Consider the following 23,649-nt stretch of genomic DNA (forward strand, 5'->3'; position numbering starts at 1 on the left):
CCGAATACTAGGAATGACCCTTTTTCCGTCATCCAATCAACAGAGCAAAGATTCCCTGGATGATTCCGATGACCCCACCCAACAGGGCACCGAGGTACGTGATCATTTTGAACTCACGCTTGGATATGCCAAGGACCAGTTCCTCAAGCCTTCCTACTGAGAAGGACGACACCTGTTCCTGAACGATTTCCTGAAGATTCATCTTCTCCATCACCCCTGGGAGCTTGCGTCCGAGAAGATCGGTACCTTGATCCACCCATGCAGGAAGGAGCTTGGTGAAAAATGTCTCTTCATGGCGGGACAGGACACTTCCAAGGGGGCTTGAAAAGAACTCATCCACCTTCAGGACCCGTTTTGCAAAGCTTTGAACTGATGAGACCAGGGCCTCATCTGAGAAGCTTTCGGTCAATTCACCAACGGTTTTTTCTTGGAGTTTCTCCCATTCACTTCTTATCAGATTCAAGAGGATCTCTTGTGTACCGGGATGTTTGATGAACTTGACGATCTCTGGCTGCACTTTATCGGCAACCGACGTGTTCCCCAAGAACATCCCGATCATATTCCCGAGCCTCCCCCTCTCTTTCAGGAAGTCATCGATCATCACCTTGACCTTTGCTTTTCCTTCGGGACTTGTAAAATAGTCCTCGGCCTTCCCTGCAATCATCGCCACAATCGCAGGAATCTTCTCATCTGCCTTTTCCTTCCATTCAAGAGGCATAACCTCCCCTAAGGAACGGTCCGCATAGCTTAGCCTTGTATCGATTACTTTCCTTTCAATCCATTTATCAAGGTAATCATGGATCATGATGGTGTTCACTGGAATATTGAACTCTTCGATCCATTCTCCAATCGGTTTCTCAGATTGGAAGATCGGGGTGAGTTCAGCTTTCAGATACTTGACCGCTTCTCCCTTAAAAGCCGGATTGAGAAGCTTTTTTTGAAGGCTATCCGGAGTGAGAAGATGGTCCACTACGGTTTTCCCCATTGATACGGCCAGTTCGTCCCTTCTCCTCGGAATGAGACCTGGAGTAAAAGGGATACGGAATCTCCCGATATAATAAGCCCGATACGGTCTGAAGAGCATCTTGATGGCCAGATGGTTCGTGACTCCACCGATCAGGGCACCCACTGCCACCATGAAAAGAATGAGGATGAACGCATTCATCTCATATATGCACCTGCCTTTTCCTGTTCATTTGAACCTTTTGTGACTGCCTACATAGTATGCTATATCAGCAATAGCCCAATAAATCATTATAGGGGCATTTTGACGTGTTATGCAAACGAGGAATGGGTGATATGGATGAAATGCCGCATTATTTGTGAAAAAAAGAAGGAACCTCATGTATACATCCCTGACACTCTTTTGGAGGACTGGATGCTTGAAGATGGGATCACGCTTACAGTTGGTACGACATCCACCATGGTGGAATGCCTCCCCTCCCCGACGGACGACCTGATTCTTCCCTCGTTCTTGCCCTGGTCGCACGCCTTACATGACCGGGTCTTTCATATACTCGTCGATCGGCGCCGTGCCGGGATCGGGATTGGGCCGATTACAGCAATCCTCATCAACAAAACAGCCGGGGCTCTCGGTGACTACATCCATGAATGCCAACGCTTCTTCCATCAAAATGGAGGCTTGCTTTATTTGCTGCCTGTTTCCTCTTTCCTCCAAAAGGACGGGACCGGGCTACTCTATTCAGAAGGTGATTGGGAGGCTTGTTCTGTTCCTTCCCCAAGCGTCTTATACAATCGAATCCCCTCCAGGCAGCTTGAGAAAACAGACCTCTTCAAGCGCGCTGTCACCTGCTTGGAAAAAGCGGGGGGGACTATTTTCAATACACGATTCCTCTCAAAGTCAGAAGTGGATCAAGCGCTGGGCAATCATCCGCACCTGCAGGATCATATCCCCGCTTCTGCCACTGGTGTTGATGAGTTGGAAGCAATGCTCTCAACATATGGAGATGTGTTCATCAAGAACATTCATGGCAGCAAGGGAAGGAACATCATCAGGGTGACCTCAGGGGACGGATGGGAAGTAAGGCAGAATTCATTTCCGGGAGACAGCCGCCAGACGTTCAAGAACTACCGCTCCCTGGAGAAAAAAGTTCGTGGATGGTGCAGGAATTCCACCTATCTCATCCAGGAGACGATCCCTTTCTGTCAGTTCAATGACCGGCCCTTGGACTTTCGTTTCCTCTGCCACCGCATCGGTCAGGAGTGGACGGTCCTCTCATCGGTTGCGAGGGTTGCCGGAGACGGAGAATTCGTCTCGAATGTCGATCGTGGGGGACAAACGGCGAAACCACGTACCATCCTGAACGACATCCTGCCTCTTTCTATAGGCATTTATGAGAATATGAAGGCGATCAGCCTGAGTACAGCTGTGTATCTTTCCGAGGTGCTCGATGGCCATTTTTCCGAGTTTGGCATCGACATCGGCATCGATGCTGATGGTAAACCATGGATCATCGAAGTGAACTCCAAACCAAGTAAACTCACCAGTCAGCATTCTGAAGCGGTAAGACCCTCGGTTCGTGGATTGTATCAACATAGCTTTTCCATATGGAAAGAAGAGGAGGAAGAAAAATGAATCATCTTGGCATCCTGACGTTGAATCCCGACCCCACCAATCCGTTTTATTCGGGGATAGGCAAGGAATCCTTGTCTTATCCGATTTGCCTGCACTTGTTTTCTCCGGAGGACCTCTCTCCTTTCACAGAAGGAATTGAAGGCTATACGTACTGCCGGGAATCCGGAGTATGGAAGGAAGATGCCTTTCGGATCCCGGAATACTTATATGACCGCACCTATTATCAAGCAGGAAAGCAACAGCAGGCAAAGGCTGTGGTTCAATGGTTGAAGCAACAGCCCCACGTTACATTCCTCGGCTACGGATTGCCGAACAAATGGGTCCTCTATGAGGAGCTTCAAAAGGGGCCTCTTGCACCGTATCTCCCCGGCACCCGTCTTCTAAAGGAGGTCGAGGACCTTACCGCCTTCCTGAATCGCGAAGAAGAAGCCATCATCAAGCCTGTGGATGGAGCCCATGGATTCGGGATTTATCACCTTCGTACTAACGGTCCTTCCATTATCGTCAGAACGACGAAAAAGGATGGAATCCTTTCCCATACATTCCACAACAGGGATGAATTCAAGCGATTCACCCTTCGTTTAATGAAGAAACATACCTTTCTGATCCAAAGACGCCTGGAGAATCAAGTTCAAGACCGACCTTATGATCTGCGGATCCACATGGCGAAAGATCAAAATGGAAACTGGCAGGAATATCACCGCGCCTTCCGATACGGACATCCTGAAGGCATCTTGACCAACGTATCCTCCGGCGCCGAATATGTTCCCTATGATGAGTGGAAAGCAGCGCATCCCGCACCGCCTTGGGCAGTCATGGAAGAAGAGCTGAAAGAAATTCTGTCCATTCTGCCCCTGGAATTGGAAGAACGGTTCTCCCCGTTGCTGGAACTGGGCATCGATATCACGATTGGTGCTGATCATTCCATTTGGCTGCTCGATATCAATTCAAAGCCTGGACATAAACTCATGCAGACCGGCGGGATCGATTCTTCCGAGCTATCCCGCATCCCCTTAGACCACTGCATGAATCTATCATCACAGTCTGCACCCACGAGGAGTGATCACTGATGTTGAAACCTTTTAAAGTTGAAGTTTTTCAAGAAGAGCGTCTCCTCCTCTACCTTCCTGTTTCTTTCAATAGGGATTCAATACCGAGAAGCATCACTCTCGGAACAAGGAAGGTCGAAGCAGAATGCAGGACACATCCCAATGGACGAAATGTCATCGGCATCAGCTCCCCCCTTGCCGATGCCCTGCATCTCCCTAGCGGAGTGGGCAGCCTCCACCTTCATCAGGTGGAGGAGGAACTTTACCTTGGCGCATTGATCGGTGTATTCACGGCCGGATTCACACAGTTCAAGATGAATCCCATCGGGGAACGCTCGCGGATGTTTCAGCGATTGCTTGCTGTACAGGGTACGCTCGGAGTCATACCGTTTGTGTTCGGGGAACATGACATCCAGTGGGAGGATGGACTCATCCATGGCCTTTTTCACTTTGGTGATCAATGGGAGCGGCACTTTATCCCGTTCCCTACCGTCATCTACGACCGACTCCCCAACCGCAGGAGCGAAAAAAAACGTTCCTTCCTTTCATTAAAGGAGCGACTTCAAGGAGAATACGGGATTCCGTGGTATAATCCCGGCTTTTTCAACAAACTTGATCTTTTCGAGAGATTGGCAGGGGATGAAGAAGCCGCATCCTTCCTCCCGGAAACCCATCAGTTCCAATCCATCAGTGATCTTGAGCGGATGCTTGCAACATACCGACATGTGTACGTGAAGCCTGCAAATGGAAGTCTCGGGAACGGAATTCATAAAATCACGTATGACCGGGGGAAGGATGGGTATTTTTGCAGATTCAAGGACGGCGATCAGCAGGTTCGACTACTCCGGTTTAAGAACCTTGAATCCCTTGTGCATTCGGTCCTGAAGGGCCGGAAATTCGATTCCTTCATCATTCAGCAGGGAATCGATCTGATTGAAGATGACCATCGCCCGCTGGACTTCAGGGTCCATACGAATAAAGATGATGAAGGACGGTGGCACGTATCGGCCATCGCAGCCAAAGTCGCAGGCTCCGGGAGTGTGACAACCCACGCAAAAGCCGGAGGGGAAGTGAAGGTACTGAGCGAGCTCTTTGCGGAAGATGAAAGGCATGTGATGGAAACCCGGCTCAAGGATGCAGCCATTCGATTGTCGCATTCCATCGAAGCAAATATGGAGGGCTATGTGGGAGAGATCGGGTTCGACCTCGGAGCCGACGCGAGCGGAAGGATCTGGATGTTCGAAGCCAATTCAAAACCCGGCCGCTCGATCTTCACCCATCCCTCCCTGAAAGCCGAAGATATTCTCACAAGAAAGCTTGCCCTCTCCTTTGGTGTATTCCTCTCTCGCAAAACCATCGAGGAATTAGTACCATGAGAATCCTGTATGATCGAAGGAGAAGGATCTTCTGCCATGACGAAAGGAGTATATCCACCTATGCGTTCGGTCTGGATTCCTTTCTTTTGCAATCAAAAAAATCCGGAGACTCCTACGCCTTTCCCATAGGCTCTCCAAAAGGTGGCGTGATCCCCCTCATAGGCATCCTGGCAGATAAGGACCGCGCGAATCGCTACCGGGGAAACTTCGAACTCTTTAAAACCCTTCAGGAAATCATCCAGGACGCTGGGGCCATGTGTTTTGTTTTTTCACCCGGTGATATCGAGTGCAACACGGTTTCCGGCATCGCCTTTAGTGATACGCTGGACAGATGGGTGACCTGCCACTTTCCCCTTCCAAACGTCATTTATAACCGGGTTCCCACTCCGGCGGGTGAACAAAATGAAGCGTTTCTGAACGTAACCTCATGGAGTAAAGATCATAAGATTCCTTTCTTCAATCCCCACTTTTTTAACAAATGGGAGATTTATCAGATCCTCCGGGAAAGGGAAGAACTACGTCCCCATCTCCCCGCTACCGAACAGATCCGAGATTCCGTCCATCTGAAGGAATTTTTGACAGAACATAAACAGATCTATATCAAACATTCCCTTTCTTCCAAAGGTAAAGGCATCCGCAAGGTCGAGGTCCATGAAGATGGGAGGGTGATTTGCCGAAGCATCAAAAAAATCGAGCACTTCTCCTCTGCTGAGCGGTTGGCGCATGCGTACCCCGAATGGTTCCGAGAAAAAGACTGGATCGTCCAGGAGGCCATTCAGTGTCGGTCACTGAACGGACACCGATATGACTACAGGGTGCTTGTCCTCTCTTCGGAGGATGGATTCAGTGTGACGGGCATCGGGGTGCGGATGTCGCACCGACAGGAAGTGACCACACACGTCCCCTCGGGGGGAACGATCATTTCCCTGGACGATGTTGCCAAAGAGGACACAAAGCTGATGCTCGCTTCCATCATGAAGATCTGCGGGGAAACGCTCACCGAGTCACTGGGGTTCATTGGGGAGTTTTCCGCTGATATCGCTCCAAGGAAAGAGGAAGGCTTCGTTTTATTTGAAATCAACTCCAAGCCGATGATATTCGATGAACTAGATATCGAAACCACCCGACGCAAGAAGCTTGTGGATACATTTTTCTCCCTTGCCTCCTCCCGTCCTCAACGCAAGGACTGATAAATCGTTTGAAAACGGGTCGAGTGTGCCGTCTCATCAGTCATGGCTATAAAGAGCGGTTTATACGCCTGCTGATTCGGTATATCCATCAAAAGATCCCGATAGTAGGAAGCACAGTCCAGCTCGTCCTTCAGTGCACGCAGAATCCCTTCTTTAAAGGTTGTGAACTCGACCTTTTCTTTTTTATGTTCATAATATTCTCCTGTAAGCAGATAATGCAGATACTGAAATAGATCATAATGCTTTTTCTCATCTTGTCGGGCTGAGCTGATGAACTCCACAAATAATGGATTATTCGTTCGACTCTGCAATTCTTTATAGAAATGATAGGCTGTCCATTCGTCGCTTATGGCTTTTTGTATATCCCGGAGAAATTCATTCATGCTCCCGTACCTCCTTTGTCCATTCCATAAAGTGTATTAAGACTCAGGTGGATTTATGAGTCGTGTGAATAGGATCACGGGGACGGACAGGCTCTCCTTTCCCTGACTGGTCTGGACGCCTCATTTCCATTTCACTCTTTTCAGTACAATAGAAACCGTTTACACTATCATTAAGGAGTGATGCTGCATGATTCAACATTTTCAATACAGGAGCATGTATGAAAACAAAGAGTTACCGGGTTGGTATATTTCATTTTTCTACGGCGGCGTCAAGCATGAAGGGATCTACCATAAAGACGGCCGGATCGACTGCAAGCCTGCTCTGGATGAAAAAAGTGCCAAACAGATCCACGATCTCATGCTTTTCCACGTCTATGAATGATGCATAATTCTCATCCGTTTTTTAAACACTATCCATAGGAGGCGATCTAATGGATAAGAAACATGAATTTCTTCCGGATAGCATGAATGAAGGACGCGATAAAGCATTTGTGGACGTGGACCGTTTCATCAATGAAGGGATGTCCGGGGGATCTGTTCACCTGCGCGATCAGATCGCAAACATTGAAGAAGCGATCGATATGCCCAGCCATGAGGAACCTCCAAGACCATAAAAAAAGCTGCCGTTTTTTCAAACGGCAGCTTTCATTGATGATCAGCGGCTTCGCACCAAAAGGTTGACTGCCTCCTGAATGGCCTCTTCCGTATTCATACCTTTCTCTTCTGAATCCTTGATGCATGCTTCAAGGTTCTTTGCGACAACAAGTCCGATCGTGCGGTCCACGGCAGTCCTGACGGCGGAAAGCTGAGTGACGACTTCTTTGCAATCCTTCCCATCATCCATCATCTTCAATACACCGCGTACTTGTCCTTCCAAGCGTTTCATTCGATTTGTGACTTCTTTTGTATATTCCATTGTGTACACCTCATCACGATAAATTCCTCTTACAATAGTATTCCAATCAAACAATATTTGCAATTCACGACTCTTTGCATCGTCCTTTTTATTCAGTACAATGGGAATATACTGAATAAAGGACGGTACATTCCCCATGCTGACATCCCTACTCAAAAAGTATCCTGAAGCAGCTGTCAGATCCTCCCGACCGGGTACACTCGATTTCGGGAAGGCCTGGTTTACTAATGAAGAAGAAGACACGTTTATCGGAATCGATCGAAATAAAATCACCGAAGAAGAAGTGGAGCTCCTGAAATGTTTGTTCATCGAAGTCGGCTCCCCCGTCACCCTACTCAACGGCTCATTCGAAGCCAGGGAATGGTTTTCTTTCCTCTATGAAGGTGGACATCAACCTCGTATCTCCCAGGATGAATACAGGATCATCCAATTCTCTATGAACGGTGAGATCGAGCACTCCATGATGAAGGAAGCCTTTTACCATCTCCTCCCCGAAGGAGTCCAGTCGGTCTTGTTCAGTGACGGGACGGGTCTGTTCATTGAACGAAAAAGCAACGAAGTGCTGGATCATGAGCAGCTGTTCACGATCTCCCATGTGATTGAGTCGGATTTTTTCGTCTCAACCTTGTTCTTCACGGGACAGTTCCATACGCTTGGACCGGGCTTCCCTGAAGCTTTTTCCTTCGAGCGGGAATTGTTCACCATGCCTGCATCTCTTAGTCATTCCGTCATTCACTCGGTTGAATCACTCCTGCCATCCTTCCTGCTCCACTGCATGCCACCTGAGTGGAAAACACATCTCCTCGGACATGTGATCACCATACTGGAAGAAGATCCTGATTGGACACAGATCATCAAGGTGTTCCTTGAAAATCAGGCCAATGTAAGTCAGACCGCGAAGAAGCTTTTCATGCACCGCAATTCGGTTCAGTACCGTATCGAACGTTTCATTGACAAGACAGGTATCGATATACGAAGCTTTCAGGGTGCGATCCTTGCCTATCTTGCCTGCCTGGACCATCTCCATGACAAGGTGAACAAGGAAGAAGAGTGAATTTTGTGCACATTGACCATATCGATCCCCCCTCAATTCACCTACAATGAATAGTAAGTTGAAAACGATTACAAAAAGAAAAGGGGAGATTGAAAATGGCTGAATTGAAACTGGACAATATCTATAAGATCTATGATAAAAAGGTGACAGCGGTCACCGACTTCAATCTACATATCAAGGATAAGGAGTTCATCGTCTTCGTCGGTCCATCAGGTTGCGGAAAGTCGACGACCCTTCGTATGATTGCCGGACTGGAAGAAATTTCTCAAGGAGATTTCTCCATCGACGGTAAACGGGTGAATGACGTTGCACCAAAGGATCGCGATATCGCCATGGTATTCCAGAACTATGCCCTCTACCCACATATGAGTGTATATGATAATATGGCGTTCGGCCTTAAACTAAGAAAGTTCGACAAGAAGGAAATTGACCGACGCGTCCAGGAAGCTGCCAAGATCCTCGGCCTCGAAGCCCTCCTCGACCGTAAGCCGAAGGCATTGTCCGGCGGTCAGCGCCAGCGTGTCGCATTGGGTCGTGCCATCGTCCGTGATGCCAAGGTCTTCCTTATGGATGAACCGTTATCCAACCTTGATGCAAAACTGCGTGTGCAGATGCGTGCAGAAATCGCAAAGCTCCATCAGCGCCTGCAAACGACAACCATTTATGTGACGCATGATCAGACTGAGGCCATGACCATGGCAACGCGGATCGTCGTCATGAAGGATGGGGTCATCCAGCAGGTCGGTTCACCTAAAGAAGTGTATGATAAGCCTGAGAATGTATTCGTAGGCGGCTTCATCGGCTCACCGGCCATGAACTTCTTCCAAGGGAAACTGGAAGAAAACTATTTCGTATGCGGGAAGACAAAAGTCCTCGTTCCTGAAGGGAAAATGAAAGTCCTCCGGGAACAGGGTCAAGTAGGAAAGTCCATCACCCTGGGTGTCCGTCCTGAAGATATCCATGATGAGCCCCTTTTCATCGATACTGCAGAGGGTGCAAAGATATCAGTCAAGATTGAAGTATCAGAGCTGACTGGTGCAGAAACGATGCTGTACTCCCAGCTCGAAGGACAGGATTTTGTCGCAAGGGTGGATTCCCGCACAGATATCCAAGCTGGGGAAACGATCACCCTCGCACTAGACATGAATAAAGCGCATTTCTTCGATGCAGAATCTGAAGAACGCATTCGATAAAAACAACACAAAAAGGAGTCCCCCTTATCAGGGACTCCTTTTTCAATGGTCAAAACTCCACCATATCAATGCTTCTTCCTTCCTCCTCCCCACACCTCTTACAAGTGAAAAGATGCAGGCATGTATCCGTACAGCTGCTGTTCGGAATCCCGTCGGCAAGCTGAATCTCCTGAATGTCCATATATGGGCTGTACTCATCATAGTAGTCATGGTATCTGCCTTGATCCACCGTTGTATCACCGCATTTTGCACACATTCCCTTATAGGAGACGATTCCATTGCATAAAGCACAAGCTTTCATGTGGTTCACCATACTTTCAGTCTTCGTATACTGTTAGCCTTCAAACAAAAGCATGCTTTTATGAGGAGAAATTAAAGGGAGTTTAAAAGGAAAAGATTTCTTTTTTTATTTTCCGTATAGAAAATTGTGATTGAACCATAATACAAGTAACGGGATGAATTACTTCATTGGGTTAAACCATACCAGATGGTCGCTCATGGAATGCGAGCTGGTGCAAACCCAGCTGACCCAGCCAATAAAATTCTTATACTTTAAGGAGATGAACAACATGGCACAATCTCGTAACAACTCATCTAACCAACTGGTTGCTCCTGGAGCTCAGCAAGCAATCGACCAAATGAAGTACGAAATCGCTTCAGAATTCGGCGTACAATTAGGAGCAGACACTACTGCACGCGCTAACGGTTCTGTAGGTGGAGAAATCACGAAACGCCTTGTTCAAATGGCTGAACAACAACTTGGCGGAAGCTACAAATAATGCACAGTCCCCCGGATTTTCCGGGGGTTTTTTTATTTGTTCACCATGTCTTCAGGATTGATCCATTCATCATACTGTTCTTCCGTCACATATCCGCTTCTCAGAGCAGATTCTTTCAAGGTCCATCCTTCCTGGTGGGCTATTTTGGCGATCTCTGCCGCCTTCTCATATCCAATATGGGGGTTTAGGGCGGTCACAAGCATCAGGGAACGGGATACAAATCCTTCAATCACATCAAGATTCGCCTCTAATCCTTCGATGCACCGGTCATTGAACGATTGGATTCCATCTCCCAAAAGGCGGATGGACTGCAGTGCATTATAGATGATGACCGGCTTGAATACATTCAATTCAAAGTTTCCCTGGCTGGCTGCAAATCCGATAGCTGCATCATTCCCGAAAACTTGTGTTGCTACCATGGTGACGGCTTCACTCTGAGTAGGATTCACCTTGCCAGGCATGATGGAGCTTCCCGGCTCATTTGCAGGGATGGTCAATTCCCCTATCCCGCTTCTGGGACCGCTTGAAAGCCACCGGACATCATTGGCCACTTTCATGAGATCTGCAGCGAGTGCCTTCAATGCACCGTGGACGAAGACGAGCTCATCATGGGAAGTGAGCGCATGGAATTTATTATCCGACGACTGAAAGGCATACCCCGTTTGTGATTCCAGTTCCTGTGCGACCCGGCTTCCGAATGTCGGGTCCGCATTGATGCCCGTCCCAACGGCGGTCCCCCCGATAGCGAGGGGCAACAGATGACGTGATGACTCCACGATCATCCCTTTGGATTTCTCCATCATGGCCCTCCAGCCGCTGATCTCCTGTCCCAGGGTCAAGGGAGTCGCATCCTGGAGATGGGTCCGACCGATCTTGATGATATCTTGGAACCTCTCTTCTTTTTCCCTAAGCGTTGCAATCATTTGATCCAGGGATGGCAGGAGACGTTTATCCAGTTCCATTAATGCCGCAACATGCATGGCCGTCGGGAACGTATCATTGGAGCTCTGTGACATGTTGACATCATCATTGGGATGAACCCTCTCTTCCCCTGCCAAAGTTTCATTCGCCCTGTACGCCACCACTTCATTGACATTCATATTCGACTGGGTGCCGCTTCCGGTCTGCCAGACCACGAGGGGGAAGTGTTCATCAAGATCCCCCGAAAGGATGTCTTCACACGCCCTTGCAATGGCGTCAGCCTTGGTGGCCGATAATTTTCCCAATGCATGATTCGCCCTCGCTGCGGCTTTTTTCAGATGGGCGAAAGCATATGTAACTTCAAGGGGCATCTTCTCCCCTCCGATGGGGAAGTTCTCCTTGCTCCGTTGGGTCTGGGCCCCCCAGTATTTATCTGCGGGTACCTTCATTTCCCCGATTGTATCCTTCTCGATCCTGTAATCCATCATGATTCCTCCTTTTCTCGTCATATATTCATATTTCCACTAATTTCAACGAACTAACCTATTATGGACAAGGTTGATGAATTATCGTTCCCATCTGCACAAAAAAACGCTCCCTGTCTATAGCGGACAGAGAGCGGATGAGTATCAATGTATCAGATTCAAGAACTGACGCGTCCGTTCATTTTTCGGATTGTCAAGTACCTGCTCAGGAGGACCTTCTTCAAGGATATGGCCACCATCCATGAAGATGACCCGGTCAGCCACATCTTTGGCAAATCGCATTTCATGCGTGACGACCACCATGGTCATACCCTCTTCAGCAAGCTCCTTCATGACGGCAAGAACATCGGCTACAAGCTCCGGATCAAGCGCTGAAGTCGGTTCATCGAAAAGCATGACCTCTGGTTCGATTGCGAGAGCCCTTGCAATCCCGACCCTTTGCTGTTGACCGCCTGAGAGTTGATAAGGATAGAAGTCGACCTTATCTCCCAATCCTACCTTCTCAAGCAGTTTTACAGCCTGTGCTTTTGCTTCCTCACGGCTTTTCCCTTGAACGACCACCGGACCTTCCATTACGTTTTCCAAGGCGGTTTTATGTGGGAAAAGGTTATAGCTTTGAAAGACCATACCGGTCCTTCTTCTCATTTCAAGGAGTTCATTTTTGGCCACGCGACCTTTGAAGTCGATGGTCGTCCCCCCGATGGATACGACTCCTTCATTCGGTATCTCAAGGGCATTGAGGCAGCGAAGGAATGTCGTCTTCCCTGACCCCGATGGGCCTACAAGTACGACGACTTCACCCTTGTTAATCTCGGCGCTCATGCCTTTAAGCACTTCAAGATCATCGAATCGTTTGGTTAATCCTTTTATGGAAATCATGATAAATCTCCTTTATCTAACAATTATTTCGCTATATATCGATCGAGCCTATTCTCGATGCGTCCCTGTATGACTGATAGGATGAAGCACAATACCCAGTATAGGAGTGCCGCTTCCATATAGATCAGCAGGAACTCATAGTTCGTGGCTGCAATCTGCTGTGCGATTCTGAACATCTCAGTCACGAGGATCAACGACGCAAGAGAGGTATCCTTCACAAGTGAGATGAATGAGTTCGCAAGCGGTGGAATCGAGACTCTAGCTGCTTGGGGAAGGATGATGCGCCACAACGTCTGACCATAGGTCATGCCGATGGACGATCCTGCTTCCCATTGACCCTTCGGTATTGATTGGATGGCAGCACGGATAATTTCAGATGAATATGCCCCCTTATTCAAGGAGAAGGCGATGACTGCTGCCAAGAAGGCAGGGAATCTGATTCCAAGATTCGGCAGTCCATAAAAAATAATGAATAATTGCACCAATAGAGGTGTACCCCGGATTGCAGATACATAGACCCTTGCGATAATTTGAAGCACTTTGTACTTTGAAAGTCTGGCTAATGCAGTCAAGATGGCCAGGATCATACCCACGGCAAATGATATGAGCGTCAGAGGGATGGAATAATACAAAGCTCCCTTGATCAAAGGAAGCAGGGAGCTTTGTAGTATATCAATCATTGCCTGAGGATCCTGGTAAATGCTAGTGCTTAGGAGATACATCTTCTCCGAACCATTTCTCAGAGATTTTCTTGTATGTTCCGTCCTCTTTCATATCCTCTAACGCTTTGTTTACTTCTTTCACCAATTTGTCGTCGCCTTTGCGGAACATGAAGGCACTTTCGCTTGCTTCTGCCGCTTCAGCAACAATTTTCACATTGGCGCCTTTCTTCTTATTCAAGTAGTCAAGAACAGAGATTTTGTCATTCACTGTTACGTCCACCCGTCCCTGCTCGATCAACTCGATCGATTGGGAAAGACCTTCGACACCTTGAATTTCTGCACCGTTTTTCTCGGCAATGTCACGATAGTTACTTGTAAGGGACTGTGCAGATTTCAACCCTTTGATATCTTCAAATGACTTTACCTTCTTGTTATCTTTTTTTGCTACCACTACAGCACTTGACTCGATATACGGAGTTGAGAAGTCATATTTCTTTTGGCGATCTTCCCTGATTCCCACTTGGTTTGCAATCATATCGAACCGTTTACTGTTAAGACCTTCAAACATGGCATCCCACTGTGTTTCCTGGAATTCTGCTTTTACGCCGAGGCGTTTTGCCACTTCACGTGCAAGTTCGACGTCGAAGCCTGTCAGCTTGCCTGAATCATCATGGAAGGTGAAAGGTGGATATGTACCCTCTGTCCCGATGAGGATTTTCCCATCTTCCTTCACTTTGTTATAAAGCGCTTCTTCGTCTGAACCGCTCTTCGAATCACCGCTAGAGCACGCTGTCAGCACCAGGCTGAGCACGGCAATCAGAACGATGGAAATTCTCCATTTTTTCATATGATAACCCCCACTAATCTTATCGGATTTACTTCTGTACGAATGTCATCATAAAACGCTATGACTGAAAAGTCAACGGAAATGTTTCAGGCATTCGTCCCTTCTTAGTATTGGACGCGGAATGGTTTATCATGTAACAATATTCACATCGAAGGATCAGGGGGAGATGGAATGAATACTGCACTATTCGGATCAACCGGAAGAGTCGGAAGCATCATAGCCGGTCAGCTGGGACAGAAAGCAAATCGTCTTGTGCGTACACCTACGGGAAACGGCGTGGAGATCAAAGGGAACGTCTTGAACCAAAAGGATATCGATCTCGTACTGGAGGGATGCGATGCCGTCATCAGCACTCTTAACACCGATAAAACAGATGTATTGTCAAGAAGCATGCCCCTCATCCTGAATGGGATGCGTAGACACGGCATAAAGCGGATCATCACATGCGGAACCGCAGGCATCCTGGATGCATCACATTCCACCGGGCTCTATCGCTTTCAGTCGGATGAGTCCAAGCGGAGGAGCACGACGGCTGCGGAGGATCATCTATCCGCTTACCTGATGCTAAAAGCTTCTGAAATGGAATGGACGATCGTCTGCCCGACGTATCTTCCCGACGGTGAACGGACCGGTGTCTTCCGGACGTCAGAACAGGTCCTGCCTGAAGGCGGCAGGAGCATCTCGACACATGACACGGCAGACTACATGCTCAAAGTCCTGGATGAAGGCCTCCATATACGGAAGCGCGTCGGGATCTGCTATTGACGACCAAAAGGCACCTGGACGGATTCCAGGTGCCTTTAATCTTATCCTGCCTCCTCCCCGGCTGCGCCGGATTGAAGGTGATACATGTGATAATACTTACCCTTACGCTCCATCAGTTGGTCATGGTTCCCCATTTCCGCAATGGACCCGCGATCAAGTACCAGGATCTGATCTGCATTTTTTATAGTAGAAAGGCGGTGGGCAATGATGAATGTGGTTCTCCCTTTCTTCACCACTTCCATCGCTTCCTGTATGATCGATTCCGTCTCCGTATCGATGCTGGATGTCGCTTCATCGAGGATCAGGATGGCAGGGTCGAAGGCAAGGGCGCGCGCAAATGAAATGAGCTGCCTCTGACCTGAGGATAGGGTGCTCCCTTTCTCGATCACCGGCTCATCGTATCCTTTCGCAAGCCCTGCGAATGCTTTTTCTGCTCCGACTGCCTTGAGTGACGCCTCTACCTTTTCACGAGATATCCCTTCTTGGCCCAGACTGACATTGGAAGCGATGGTCCCTGTAAAAAGGTATGGATCTTGAAGGACAATCCCCATATGCTCACGGACTGCTTGAATCGGCAGTTCCCGAATATCCTTTCCATCGATCGTGATACACCCTTCATCTACATCGTAGAATCTGAATAGCAGATTCATGATGGAGCTCTTACCGGAGCCTGTATGTCCGACAAGGGCAACTGTCTCCCCGCGTGTGGCTGAAAAATGGATATCCTTCAGCACATAGTCATCCTTCTTGTACCCGAATGACACATGCTCGAAGCTCACATCCCCCCGGTAGCGCTCCATCCGTTCATCTTCCACGTCCGTCCCTTTCTCTTCGAGGAGCTTGAAGACCCGCTCCCCTGCGACCAGGGCCTGCTCCAGGTTGGACAGCTGATTGACAATCCCTGTGATAGGTTGGAAAAGCCGATTGATATAATCGACAAACGCATAGAGCACACCAAGTGAAATCACCGATCCCACTTCGAGTGACCCGCCGCCGAAATGCCAAATGAATGCGACGAACACAATGTTCCTCAGCACTCCCGAAAGATTGTGGGACGTAAGGGAATTCAAGTTGAGTAGCTTGTTTTGATAACGGTAGTGCATCTCATTCAGTTCTTCGAATTCCTCTTTTGTTTTCTTTTCCCTCCGGAAAGCCTGGATGATCGGCATTCCCTGGATTGATTCGTTGATGACCGCATTGATCTCACTTACCTTGCTTCGGATCACTTTATTATAGGAAGAGGCGTATCTTCTATAAAGGTAAGTCCACAGGACAAGGATAGGCATGAGGATGAGACAGATCGAAGCCAAGGACGGATCCAGAATGAAAAGGGCGATATAAATGCCGACAATGTAAATGGCACTGGTGAAGAACGTCGACAGAACCGTCACATACAAGTTCCGGATCGCTTCCGTATCGTTGGTGATCCTTGCCACGACCTTCCCCGCGGGCAGATTATCGAAGTACTGGATGGGCAAACGCTGGATATGGTTGAAAACGTCATTCCTCATTTTCTGAATGACCCGGTTTGCTGCCTTCTGAAGATAGAAATGCTGACCGTATTGGAAAAATGATGCGAATAGCAGCAATCCGAAATAAAAGGCAATCAGTTTGATGATCCTTGGGATTTCCGGCTGATAAAAAGCCAACAGCTCGGAGCCGGATAATTTTTCAGCCTCATACAAGGATGTTTCCCCATTCTTGCGGATGGAAAGCTTCCCGTCCGTAATGGCACGTTCCCCATCACTCGGGACATCTTCCGGGATGAAGTAGAAAGACCTTCCGACCTGGAAGACCCTTACCTCATTCCCTCCGCTTTCTCCATCTGACCGATATTCTTCACGGATATACCATTTGCCCTGATAAGCTACAGCATCTTCCTGTTGGCCGGACTCCACCCACCGGTCTTCGATTCCAAGTATATGGTCATCGATCATCTTCTTGGCGATGAAGGGACCCGCTAGCTCTGCTCCTACTGAAACAGTGAGCATGAGAAGGGCCGCAATGATCATGCTTTTATATAAAAGGGCATACTGAACCAATCGTTTTCCTACGCTCATGCCCCCACCCCCTTCCGTGCAGGATCTGCAGCCTGCTGACGCTCATATTGCTGTCTATACCATCCTTTTGTAGTAAGAAGATCCGAATGCGTGCCCTCTTCGATGACTTTTCCTCCTTCAAACACCAGGATCCAATCTGCTTCCTCAACGGCGGAAATACGGTGGGTGGCCAAAATGGTCGTCTTCCCGGCTCTTTCATTCCTGAGATTCCGTATGATGGTGGCTTCCGTCTTTGCGTCCACCGCCGATAGCGCATCATCAAGTAGAAGGATGTCAGGGTCTTTGATCAGAGCCCTTGCAATGGAAATCCTCTGTTTCTGTCCTCCTGAGAGCGCCACGCCCTTTTCACCGACAATCGTCTCGAGTCCTTGGGGAAGGGTGCTGAGATCCTTCATGAAATCTGCTTGGATCATCGCTCTTTCAAGCTCTTCATCTGTGGCGCCTTCTTTTCCATAAAGGATGTTTTCTTTCACCGTCTTGGAGAAGAGGATATGATCCTGAGGAACGTACCCGATCCATTCCCTGACACGGTCCATCGGCAGCTTATCGATGGGGATGCCTCCGATCTCCAACGTTCCCTCTCCTACCGGATACTCCCGTAAGATCTGTTTGATGAACGTCGTCTTTCCACTCCCCGTTTTCCCGACGATTCCGAGAGTGGCTCCCTTTGGTACCGTTACATCCACATCTTTGAGATTCATTCCTTCAGAGGATGGATAGCGGAATGATAATTGATGGAATCCGATCCCATCCGGTTCAGGAACCGTTTCTTGGATATCTTCGTCTTTCACATCCTGCTCATACGCAAGGGTTTCCTGAACGCGATCGAGTGAAGCGTTCCCCCTCTGCATGATATTGATGAGTTCACCTATGGCAAACATCGGCCAGATCAACATTCCGAGGTAGACATTGAATGAAACAAGCTGGCCGAGGGTGATGGATTGATGGAATACAAGATACGCACCGTACCCTAGCCCGATCAGATAACTCAGCCCCACCAGCACTTTGATGGTGGGATCGAACAACGAATCGATTCTCGCTACGGCGATGTTCTTGCTGTACACATCCTCCGTCATATCGGAGAATCGATTCTCATCTGCCCTCTCCTGCACATAGGCCCTGATGACACGGACCCCTGAGACCGACTCAAGGACTTTATCATTCAGTTCCCCGAAAGCATCCTGAGCTTCCGTGAAACGCGCATGGATCCTTGCCCCGTAGATCTTCATAAGCAGGGCCATCAATGGAAGGGGTAAGATTGCCGCCAGTGTCAACTTCCAGCTGACGAGGAAGCCCATCGTAAAAAGGATCGTCAGCATGAAAATACTTGAATCGATGAGCGTCAGCACACCGAAGCCTGCCGTGACCGAAATGGCCTGCAGATCGTTCGTAGCCCTGGCCATGAGATCCCCTGTACGATTCTTTTCGAAGAAAGTGGGCGTCATTTTCATAAGGTGACCGACAAAGCGTGAACGGAGCTTCCGCTCTACAAGGAACGCTCCCCCGAACAGCTGATACATCCAAATATAGGTCATGCCATACGAAACAACGGTTGTTCCTGTCAACAGCAACAAATAATGCACAATTGCTTCCCTCGTGAGTGAGCCAACCTGGATTTCATCGATGGCGTCACCCACCAGCTTCGGCGGGACCACATCCAAAATGCCGACTATGGTCAATAAAATGATGGCGACGGTATATCTCTTCCAGTTTTCTTTGAAAAACCATGATAATTTCTTAAAAATGATGAACATGCTCCTGCCTCCATTCTTGCTTTTGCTCCCTAACTAGCCTCCTTCGGTCTCCGCCAGGGATGGGACTACCGATTGGTGATTGTGAATCATTAGAAATTCCTCCTTTATCAAGTTGTGATTCTATGTCACAGGGATACCCTGAAAACAACAAAAAGATGGACGACCAAAGGCAATGCGCCTTTCAGTCGTCCATCCGGGGACAAAAAAAGCACAGGTGATCAACCATCACCTGTGCCCTCACTCGTTTATGAAAACGGGATCAGCAGATATGTGATGAAGATCGCTTATTCTTGTTCATAGCGGAATCGATCATAACCTTCTTCATCACAGCCACTCCCTTCTCAGTTCAGTCTTCGTAGACAGAAACTTTTCATTTTTAACCTTACTATACCCTACTCTATTTTCAGAATAATGTCAATATTATTTTTGTTCTTATTTGATGTATCCTTTATGTTTCATTTGTACACGTTGGGGTATCTTAACGGTAAGCGAAATGATAAAACACATACGAAGAGGTGAACATCCATGGTACGCACGATCTTAATGGTCATCGGGGCAATCGTTGTAATCGGCTGGATCATCAGCCTTCTATAAGTTTCAGTATGAAGCAGGTGAAACCCACCCTGCTTCTTTTTTTGCCTGAACAAAAGGATTAAACTATTCTGAAAAGGGTAAATGGATACTATTCCATTACTAGAGGTGATTATCGATGTACAAACATATCTTAGTCGCATATGACGACACGGACGGCAGCAGGAAAGCACTTGATGAAGCACTGAAGCTGAAGAATCAATCACTCGATACAAAAATGACCATTTTATATGTAACCGATGAGAAGACACCAAATCAGGCAGTTGATCACTTCACTCCTCCCCACGCCATGGCGGCTACTTCTCCTGGCCTGGATCAGCAGATCGTGGGTGATACAGCCCTGCAGCGCGACCCCCATGTATATGATGGTGCAGAGGAAAGGCAATCGATTAATGAAGTGGGAGAAATCCATCCGGTGCTGAAACACGTACAGGAAAAACTTGATCCCCACAAGATCGAAGCTGAATACATTCACCTTGCCGGATCTGAAGAAAAACGGATATGTGAGTACGCAACCGACAATGAAGTCGATCTTGTCATTTTAGGAAGAAGCGGTAAAAGCGGCATGAAGAAGCTTATGCTGGGAAGCGTAAGTGAAAAGGTCGTAAAGAACTGCGAAACCAATGTATTGGTCGTGAAATAAGCTATTTCAGGAATGGGCTTAGACCCATTCCTTTTATTTTGTAGCGCATTTTTCTTTGTCTCATCATGGATTCTTCCCTATACTGAATGAAAAATGGATCCCCTGAGATTCAGCAGGAGGTACAAATATATGAACAAGCGCATCATCGTCCTCTTCAGGGACGACCTGAGAATTCATGATCACCCCGCACTTCATGAAGCCGCTACCGCCGGAACCGTCCTCCCCCTCTATATCCTTGATAACGATCGTCCATTCGGGGGAGCAAAGCAGTGGTGGCTTCATCGAAATCTGGAAGCCCTCGAATCGGCCATTTCTGATATAGGTGGCCGGTTGTGGTATGACAAAGGTGATATGGAAAAGACAATTTTCAGATGGATAAAGGAATGGAAAGCCGATGCCGTTTACTGGAACCGGGTGTATGAGCCAGGGATCTATGAACGGGATCTAGAGCTTGCGAAGAAGCTTGATGCTGAAGGGATCGAAGTGAAAACATTTGAAGGAACCTTGTTGCTCCCTCCTTGGACGGTCAAAAAGGAAGATGACACCCCTTATAAAGTGTTCACTTCATTCTATAAGTCGTTTCGAACGAACAGCATTCCTAAACCGCTGCCGAAGGTAAAAGAATTGAACGTGCCGGACATTGACAAAGGTGCTTCATTGGAAGAATTGGCCCTTATCCCTGAAATCCCGTGGTATCATGTGATGGAATCCATCTGGGATCCGGGAGAAGCAGCCGCGATCAGGAGGTTCCGCTCATTTACGAAGAACAGGCTCCCGAGCTATACCGACCGGCGGGATTATCCTGCAAACGGATCTCATTCCACCCTATCTCCGTACCTAGCCCTTGGTGTGATTTCCGCCAGGAGTATGTACCACTCCCTTCTCAAACATTCCGTATCACCCGAGCCGTTTATCAGGCAGTTGGTCTGGAGGGAGTTCTCTTATTCCGTCCTCCTCCATTTCCCCGACTCCACGTCGACACCGCTTGACTCCCGATTCAAAACGTTCAGATGGGAGTCGGACCAGGAAGCATTCGAGCGATGGACAAAGGGCGTCACCGGGTATCCTATCGTCGATGCCGGGATGAGAGAATTGTGGGCAACCGGTTTTATGCATAACAGAGTCAGGATGGTCGCAGCCTCCTTCCTGACAAAACACCTGCTCATTCCTTGGCAAAAAGGCGCCGATTGGTTCATGGATACGCTGATCGATGCAGATCTTGCTAATAATTCAATGGGCTGGCAGTGGGTTGCCGGATCGGGACTGGACTCTTCTCCTTATTTCAGGGTTTTCAACCCGACACTGCAAGGAGAGAAATTCGATGGAGATGGTGACTATATCCGGATGTGGGTACCTGAAATCAGCGGGTTACCTGACAAGTATATCCAAGAACCTTCGAAGGCCCCCGCTGCTATATTGGAAACGGCCGGGATTACGCTCGGGAAAGACTATCCAGAACCGATGGTTGATCATAAAGCAGCTAGACAGCGTGCATTGGCACGTTTTGACGAAATAAAGAAATAACAAAGGAGACCTGCCACTTGCCAGGTCTCCTTTGTTTGATCCTATTGCTTCAATTTTGTCTGTACTAGTTCGAATTCCTCTACAACTTCTTTGTCCGGTCCTTTTCCTGTCAAACTGAAGATGATAATCGCCAATGAGGAGAAAATGAAACCTGGTAGAAGCTCATAGATACCTAGGAAACTGCCTTCCGGAATGGCCCAAAGGATGACCGTTACAGCACCGACTAGCATTCCTGCAAGGGCACCATTACGCGTCATTCGCTTCCAGAAAAGACTGAAGATGATCAGCGGACCGAATGCAGCCCCGAATCCTGCCCAGGCATAGCTGACAAGTGCAAGTACTGAACTGTCTGGGTTGTAACCTAGGAAAATAGCAATTATTGCAATTACTACCACTGAAATACGTCCGACCAGCATTTCTTCCTTCTTGCTCGCTTGTTTCCGGAAGATGGCCTTATAAAAGTCCTGTGCCAATGCACTTGAAGATACGAGCAATTGCGAATCCACCGTGCTCATGATGGCGGAAAGGATGGCCGCAAGCAAGAATCCTGCTACCCAAGGATTAAATAGCACTTGTGAGAACGTAATGAAAACCGTCTCTGGATTGCTTAGTGGATTATCGGCAAAGTATGCAAAACCAGTAAATCCGATAAAGATGGCCCCGAATAAGGAAACAACCATCCATGTCATCCCGATCAATCTTGCTTTAGGTATCTCTTTGGTCGATTTGATCCCCATGAATCGAACAACGATATGAGGCTGACCGAAATACCCAAGACCCCATGCTAGTAGAGACACAACAGATGCAAACGTTGCCCCCGTGTAGACGTTGAGATGGGATGGATCGATGCTTCCAACCTTGCTGACCGTTTCACCCCAACCGCCAAGCTCATTGATGGCTACGATCGGAATGATGATGAGAGCAAGGAACATTAGGATACCTTGAATGAAATCCGTCCAGCTTGCCGCCAGGAATCCACCAAAGAACGTGTAGGAGAGGATGACACCTGCTCCAACCCAAAGAGCCAGCTGATAATTCATCCCGAAGGATTGCTCCAGGAGGATGGCTCCACCTACCAAACTTGAAGATGTGTAGAATGTGAAGAAAATGAGGATGATTATTGCAGAAAAAACTCGAAGGACCTTGCTGTGATCGCGGAAACGATTTTCGAAGTAATCCGGAACCGTGATTGAATCTTTTGCTACTTCCGTATACACCCTGAAAGGTTTCGCGACGAACTGCCAGTTGAGATATGCACCGATTGCCAGCCCGATTGCGAGCCAGATCGATCCCATTCCGGATGCATAAATCGCCCCAGGCAAACCTAGCATGAGCCAACCGCTCATATCCGATGATCCTGCACTGAGCGCCGCCACACCTGCGGTCAAACGTCTTCCACCTAAAACATAATCTGATAGATCACTAGTTAATTTTGCTGCTAAATACCCGATGATCAGCATCCCTACAAGGTAAATGATGATCGCTGTCAATGTTTCGATATTAATGTCCATAATCTACTCCTTTGTCTTTTCGGTTAATAAAGTGATAATTGAAAAAATAATCAATAGAGGCATTGGTATCAAAAGCCAAAGCCAGGTTGCCATTGTTAAGCTGTCTGCCATCACGCTTCCTCCTTATTCAAAATTTTGAATCACGTATGCAATTTTAAATCTCCTCTGCAATAATCTCCTCTTACGGAGACACAAGATAAATCTTAACACATTTCTGGAATAATTAAAATTTCGAGAAGCATACGAGATTCATTTTTTGTATAATTATGCGTAAAAAACGCGTAATACAAGTGAGTTTTTTTTGAATAGCCGATAAATATTCATGTCGAATTATTTAAATTTATTTCAAATTGTGACGAATTGCGTAGTGATAGTGGATGATTATGGAGGGTTTTTATTCAAAATAAAGTATGAGTTCTTTCATTTGTCATAGTACTTTTTCCTTAACCTTTTTCAACAGGAGTTAAACGC

At 47.8% G+C, this 23,649-nt stretch carries 23 protein-coding genes; 12 read left to right on the forward strand and 11 right to left on the reverse strand.

Annotated elements, in window-relative coordinates; all coding sequences use genetic code 11:
- Positions 1–28 precede the first annotated feature (28 nt).
- Positions 29–1,165, reverse strand: coding sequence for a DUF445 domain-containing protein (locus AF331_RS08500; RefSeq protein WP_053427626.1), 1,137 nt, complete (start codon positions 1,163–1,165; stop codon positions 29–31).
- A 201-nt stretch (positions 1,166–1,366) separates the two neighbouring features.
- On the opposite strand from AF331_RS08500, the gene AF331_RS08505 reads away from it, so the two are divergent.
- Genes AF331_RS08505 through AF331_RS08520 form a run of 4 tightly spaced genes read left to right on the forward strand, consistent with a single transcriptional unit; the run spans position 1,367 to position 6,211 of the window.
- The gene (locus AF331_RS08505) at positions 1,367–2,596 is read left to right on the forward strand and encodes a YheC/YheD family endospore coat-associated protein (protein WP_160316501.1); all 1,230 of its coding nucleotides are present in this window, start codon (positions 1,367–1,369) and stop codon (positions 2,594–2,596) included.
- A complete protein-coding gene (locus AF331_RS08510; RefSeq protein WP_053427628.1) occupies positions 2,593–3,666 on the forward strand; it encodes a YheC/YheD family endospore coat-associated protein in 1,074 nt (357 codons plus the stop codon). The genes AF331_RS08505 and AF331_RS08510 overlap by 4 nt, the downstream gene beginning before the upstream one ends.
- Positions 3,666–5,021, forward strand: a complete 1,356-nt coding sequence (locus AF331_RS08515) for a YheC/YheD family endospore coat-associated protein (RefSeq protein WP_053427629.1) — start codon at positions 3,666–3,668, stop codon at positions 5,019–5,021. The genes AF331_RS08510 and AF331_RS08515 overlap by 1 nt, the downstream gene beginning before the upstream one ends.
- Positions 5,018–6,211, forward strand: a complete 1,194-nt coding sequence (locus AF331_RS08520; protein ID WP_053427630.1) for a YheC/YheD family endospore coat-associated protein — start codon at positions 5,018–5,020, stop codon at positions 6,209–6,211. Before AF331_RS08515 ends, AF331_RS08520 begins: the two co-directional genes overlap by 4 nt.
- Here AF331_RS08520 and AF331_RS08525 read toward each other — a convergent pair.
- Entirely contained in the window at positions 6,196–6,594 is a 399-nt protein-coding gene (locus AF331_RS08525; protein ID WP_053427631.1) for a ferritin-like domain-containing protein, read from the reverse strand. The genes AF331_RS08520 and AF331_RS08525 overlap by 16 nt on opposite strands.
- A 187-nt stretch (positions 6,595–6,781) precedes the next feature.
- Here AF331_RS08525 and AF331_RS08530 point away from each other — a divergent pair, with 187 nt between their 5' ends.
- Both AF331_RS08530 and AF331_RS08535 read left to right on the forward strand, forming a co-directional pair.
- Positions 6,782–6,976 carry a DUF5342 family protein gene (locus tag AF331_RS08530; RefSeq protein WP_048004423.1) on the forward strand — a complete coding sequence of 65 codons (195 nt, stop codon included), beginning with the start codon at positions 6,782–6,784 and terminating at the stop codon, positions 6,974–6,976.
- A 49-nt stretch (positions 6,977–7,025) separates the two neighbouring features.
- Entirely contained in the window at positions 7,026–7,208 is a 183-nt protein-coding gene (locus tag AF331_RS08535; protein WP_053427632.1) for a hypothetical protein, read from the forward strand.
- Positions 7,209–7,249: 41 nt separating this feature from the next.
- Here the strand turns inward: AF331_RS08535 and AF331_RS08540 are convergent, their stop codons facing one another.
- Entirely contained in the window at positions 7,250–7,510 is a 261-nt protein-coding gene (locus tag AF331_RS08540) for a metal-sensitive transcriptional regulator (protein ID WP_053427843.1), read from the reverse strand.
- Between the two features lie 136 nt (positions 7,511–7,646).
- Between AF331_RS08540 and AF331_RS08545 the strand changes: the two genes are divergently transcribed.
- Positions 7,647–8,564: a PucR family transcriptional regulator gene (locus tag AF331_RS08545; RefSeq protein WP_053427633.1), complete on the forward strand. Its 918-nt coding sequence runs from the start codon at positions 7,647–7,649 to the stop codon at positions 8,562–8,564.
- 95 nt (positions 8,565–8,659) lie between these two features.
- A complete protein-coding gene (locus AF331_RS08550; protein WP_053427634.1) occupies positions 8,660–9,757 on the forward strand; it encodes an ABC transporter ATP-binding protein in 1,098 nt (365 codons plus the stop codon).
- 49 nt (positions 9,758–9,806) lie between these two features.
- Here AF331_RS08550 and AF331_RS08555 read toward each other — a convergent pair whose 3' ends face one another.
- Complete coding sequence (locus AF331_RS08555) at positions 9,807–10,058, reverse strand: hypothetical protein (protein WP_048004557.1); 252 nt, start codon at positions 10,056–10,058, stop codon at positions 9,807–9,809.
- Positions 10,059–10,326: 268 nt separating this feature from the next.
- On the opposite strand from AF331_RS08555, the gene AF331_RS08560 reads away from it, so the two are divergent.
- Positions 10,327–10,536: an alpha/beta-type small acid-soluble spore protein gene (locus tag AF331_RS08560; protein WP_142130215.1), complete on the forward strand. Its 210-nt coding sequence runs from the start codon at positions 10,327–10,329 to the stop codon at positions 10,534–10,536.
- A gap of 32 nt (positions 10,537–10,568) precedes the next feature.
- Here the strand turns inward: AF331_RS08560 and fumC are convergent, their stop codons facing one another.
- The 4 genes from fumC to AF331_RS08580 form a co-directional block, all read right to left on the reverse strand.
- Positions 10,569–11,942: a class II fumarate hydratase gene (gene fumC / locus AF331_RS08565; RefSeq protein WP_053427635.1), complete on the reverse strand. Its 1,374-nt coding sequence runs from the start codon at positions 11,940–11,942 to the stop codon at positions 10,569–10,571.
- A gap of 144 nt (positions 11,943–12,086) precedes the next feature.
- Entirely contained in the window at positions 12,087–12,821 is a 735-nt protein-coding gene (locus tag AF331_RS08570) for an amino acid ABC transporter ATP-binding protein (RefSeq protein WP_053427636.1), read from the reverse strand.
- 23 nt (positions 12,822–12,844) lie between these two features.
- A complete protein-coding gene (locus tag AF331_RS08575; RefSeq protein WP_053427637.1) occupies positions 12,845–13,543 on the reverse strand; it encodes an amino acid ABC transporter permease in 699 nt (232 codons plus the stop codon).
- Entirely contained in the window at positions 13,524–14,330 is an 807-nt protein-coding gene (locus AF331_RS08580) for an amino acid ABC transporter substrate-binding protein (RefSeq protein WP_053427638.1), read from the reverse strand. The genes AF331_RS08575 and AF331_RS08580 overlap by 20 nt, the downstream gene beginning before the upstream one ends.
- A 171-nt stretch (positions 14,331–14,501) precedes the next feature.
- On the opposite strand from AF331_RS08580, the gene AF331_RS08585 reads away from it, so the two are divergent.
- Positions 14,502–15,095, forward strand: a complete 594-nt coding sequence (locus tag AF331_RS08585) for an NAD(P)-dependent oxidoreductase (RefSeq protein WP_053427639.1) — start codon at positions 14,502–14,504, stop codon at positions 15,093–15,095.
- A 41-nt stretch (positions 15,096–15,136) separates the two neighbouring features.
- Here the strand turns inward: AF331_RS08585 and AF331_RS08590 are convergent, their stop codons facing one another.
- The gene (locus tag AF331_RS08590; protein WP_053427640.1) at positions 15,137–17,155 is read right to left on the reverse strand and encodes an ABC transporter ATP-binding protein; all 2,019 of its coding nucleotides are present in this window, start codon (positions 17,153–17,155) and stop codon (positions 15,137–15,139) included.
- A complete protein-coding gene (locus AF331_RS08595) occupies positions 17,152–18,909 on the reverse strand; it encodes an ABC transporter ATP-binding protein (protein ID WP_053427641.1) in 1,758 nt (585 codons plus the stop codon). Before AF331_RS08595 ends, AF331_RS08590 begins: the two co-directional genes overlap by 4 nt.
- 709 nt (positions 18,910–19,618) lie before the next feature.
- Between AF331_RS08595 and AF331_RS08600 the strand changes: the two genes are divergently transcribed.
- Both AF331_RS08600 and AF331_RS08605 read left to right on the forward strand, forming a co-directional pair.
- Positions 19,619–20,143 (forward strand): universal stress protein, encoded by a 525-nt coding sequence (locus tag AF331_RS08600; protein ID WP_053427642.1) that lies wholly within the window; start codon positions 19,619–19,621, stop codon positions 20,141–20,143.
- Between the two features lie 129 nt (positions 20,144–20,272).
- Positions 20,273–21,667, forward strand: coding sequence for a cryptochrome/photolyase family protein (locus AF331_RS08605; RefSeq protein WP_053427643.1), 1,395 nt, complete (start codon positions 20,273–20,275; stop codon positions 21,665–21,667).
- Positions 21,668–21,708: 41 nt separating this feature from the next.
- Here the strand turns inward: AF331_RS08605 and putP are convergent, their stop codons facing one another.
- Positions 21,709–23,178, reverse strand: coding sequence for a sodium/proline symporter PutP (gene putP / locus AF331_RS08610; protein WP_053427644.1), 1,470 nt, complete (start codon positions 23,176–23,178; stop codon positions 21,709–21,711).
- Between the last annotated feature and the right edge of the window lie 471 nt (positions 23,179–23,649).

This window comes from Rossellomorea marisflavi (assembly GCF_001274775.1).
GTDB classification, from domain to species: domain Bacteria; phylum Bacillota; class Bacilli; order Bacillales; family Bacillaceae_B; genus Rossellomorea; species Rossellomorea marisflavi.

Coding starts and splice junctions, on each gene's coding strand:
- AF331_RS08500 (WP_053427626.1), bottom strand. CDS start 1,165: ATGAATGCGTTCATCCTCATTCTTTTCATGGTGGCAGTGGGTGCCCTG.
- AF331_RS08510 (WP_053427628.1), top strand. CDS start 2,593: ATGAATCATCTTGGCATCCTGACGTTGAATCCCGACCCCACCAATCCG.
- AF331_RS08515 (WP_053427629.1), top strand. CDS start 3,666: ATGTTGAAACCTTTTAAAGTTGAAGTTTTTCAAGAAGAGCGTCTCCTC.
- AF331_RS08520 (WP_053427630.1), top strand. CDS start 5,018: ATGAGAATCCTGTATGATCGAAGGAGAAGGATCTTCTGCCATGACGAA.
- AF331_RS08525 (WP_053427631.1), bottom strand. CDS start 6,594: ATGAATGAATTTCTCCGGGATATACAAAAAGCCATAAGCGACGAATGG.
- AF331_RS08530 (WP_048004423.1), top strand. CDS start 6,782: ATGATTCAACATTTTCAATACAGGAGCATGTATGAAAACAAAGAGTTA.
- AF331_RS08535 (WP_053427632.1), top strand. CDS start 7,026: ATGGATAAGAAACATGAATTTCTTCCGGATAGCATGAATGAAGGACGC.
- AF331_RS08540 (WP_053427843.1), bottom strand. CDS start 7,510: ATGGAATATACAAAAGAAGTCACAAATCGAATGAAACGCTTGGAAGGA.
- AF331_RS08545 (WP_053427633.1), top strand. CDS start 7,647: ATGCTGACATCCCTACTCAAAAAGTATCCTGAAGCAGCTGTCAGATCC.
- AF331_RS08550 (WP_053427634.1), top strand. CDS start 8,660: ATGGCTGAATTGAAACTGGACAATATCTATAAGATCTATGATAAAAAG.
- AF331_RS08555 (WP_048004557.1), bottom strand. CDS start 10,058: ATGAAAGCTTGTGCTTTATGCAATGGAATCGTCTCCTATAAGGGAATG.
- AF331_RS08560 (WP_142130215.1), top strand. CDS start 10,327: ATGGCACAATCTCGTAACAACTCATCTAACCAACTGGTTGCTCCTGGA.
- fumC (WP_053427635.1), bottom strand. CDS start 11,942: ATGGATTACAGGATCGAGAAGGATACAATCGGGGAAATGAAGGTACCC.
- AF331_RS08570 (WP_053427636.1), bottom strand. CDS start 12,821: ATGATTTCCATAAAAGGATTAACCAAACGATTCGATGATCTTGAAGTG.
- AF331_RS08575 (WP_053427637.1), bottom strand. CDS start 13,543: ATGTATCTCCTAAGCACTAGCATTTACCAGGATCCTCAGGCAATGATT.
- AF331_RS08580 (WP_053427638.1), bottom strand. CDS start 14,330: ATGAAAAAATGGAGAATTTCCATCGTTCTGATTGCCGTGCTCAGCCTG.
- AF331_RS08585 (WP_053427639.1), top strand. CDS start 14,502: ATGAATACTGCACTATTCGGATCAACCGGAAGAGTCGGAAGCATCATA.
- AF331_RS08590 (WP_053427640.1), bottom strand. CDS start 17,155: ATGAGCGTAGGAAAACGATTGGTTCAGTATGCCCTTTTATATAAAAGC.
- AF331_RS08595 (WP_053427641.1), bottom strand. CDS start 18,909: ATGTTCATCATTTTTAAGAAATTATCATGGTTTTTCAAAGAAAACTGG.
- AF331_RS08600 (WP_053427642.1), top strand. CDS start 19,619: ATGTACAAACATATCTTAGTCGCATATGACGACACGGACGGCAGCAGG.
- AF331_RS08605 (WP_053427643.1), top strand. CDS start 20,273: ATGAACAAGCGCATCATCGTCCTCTTCAGGGACGACCTGAGAATTCAT.
- putP (WP_053427644.1), bottom strand. CDS start 23,178: ATGGACATTAATATCGAAACATTGACAGCGATCATCATTTACCTTGTA.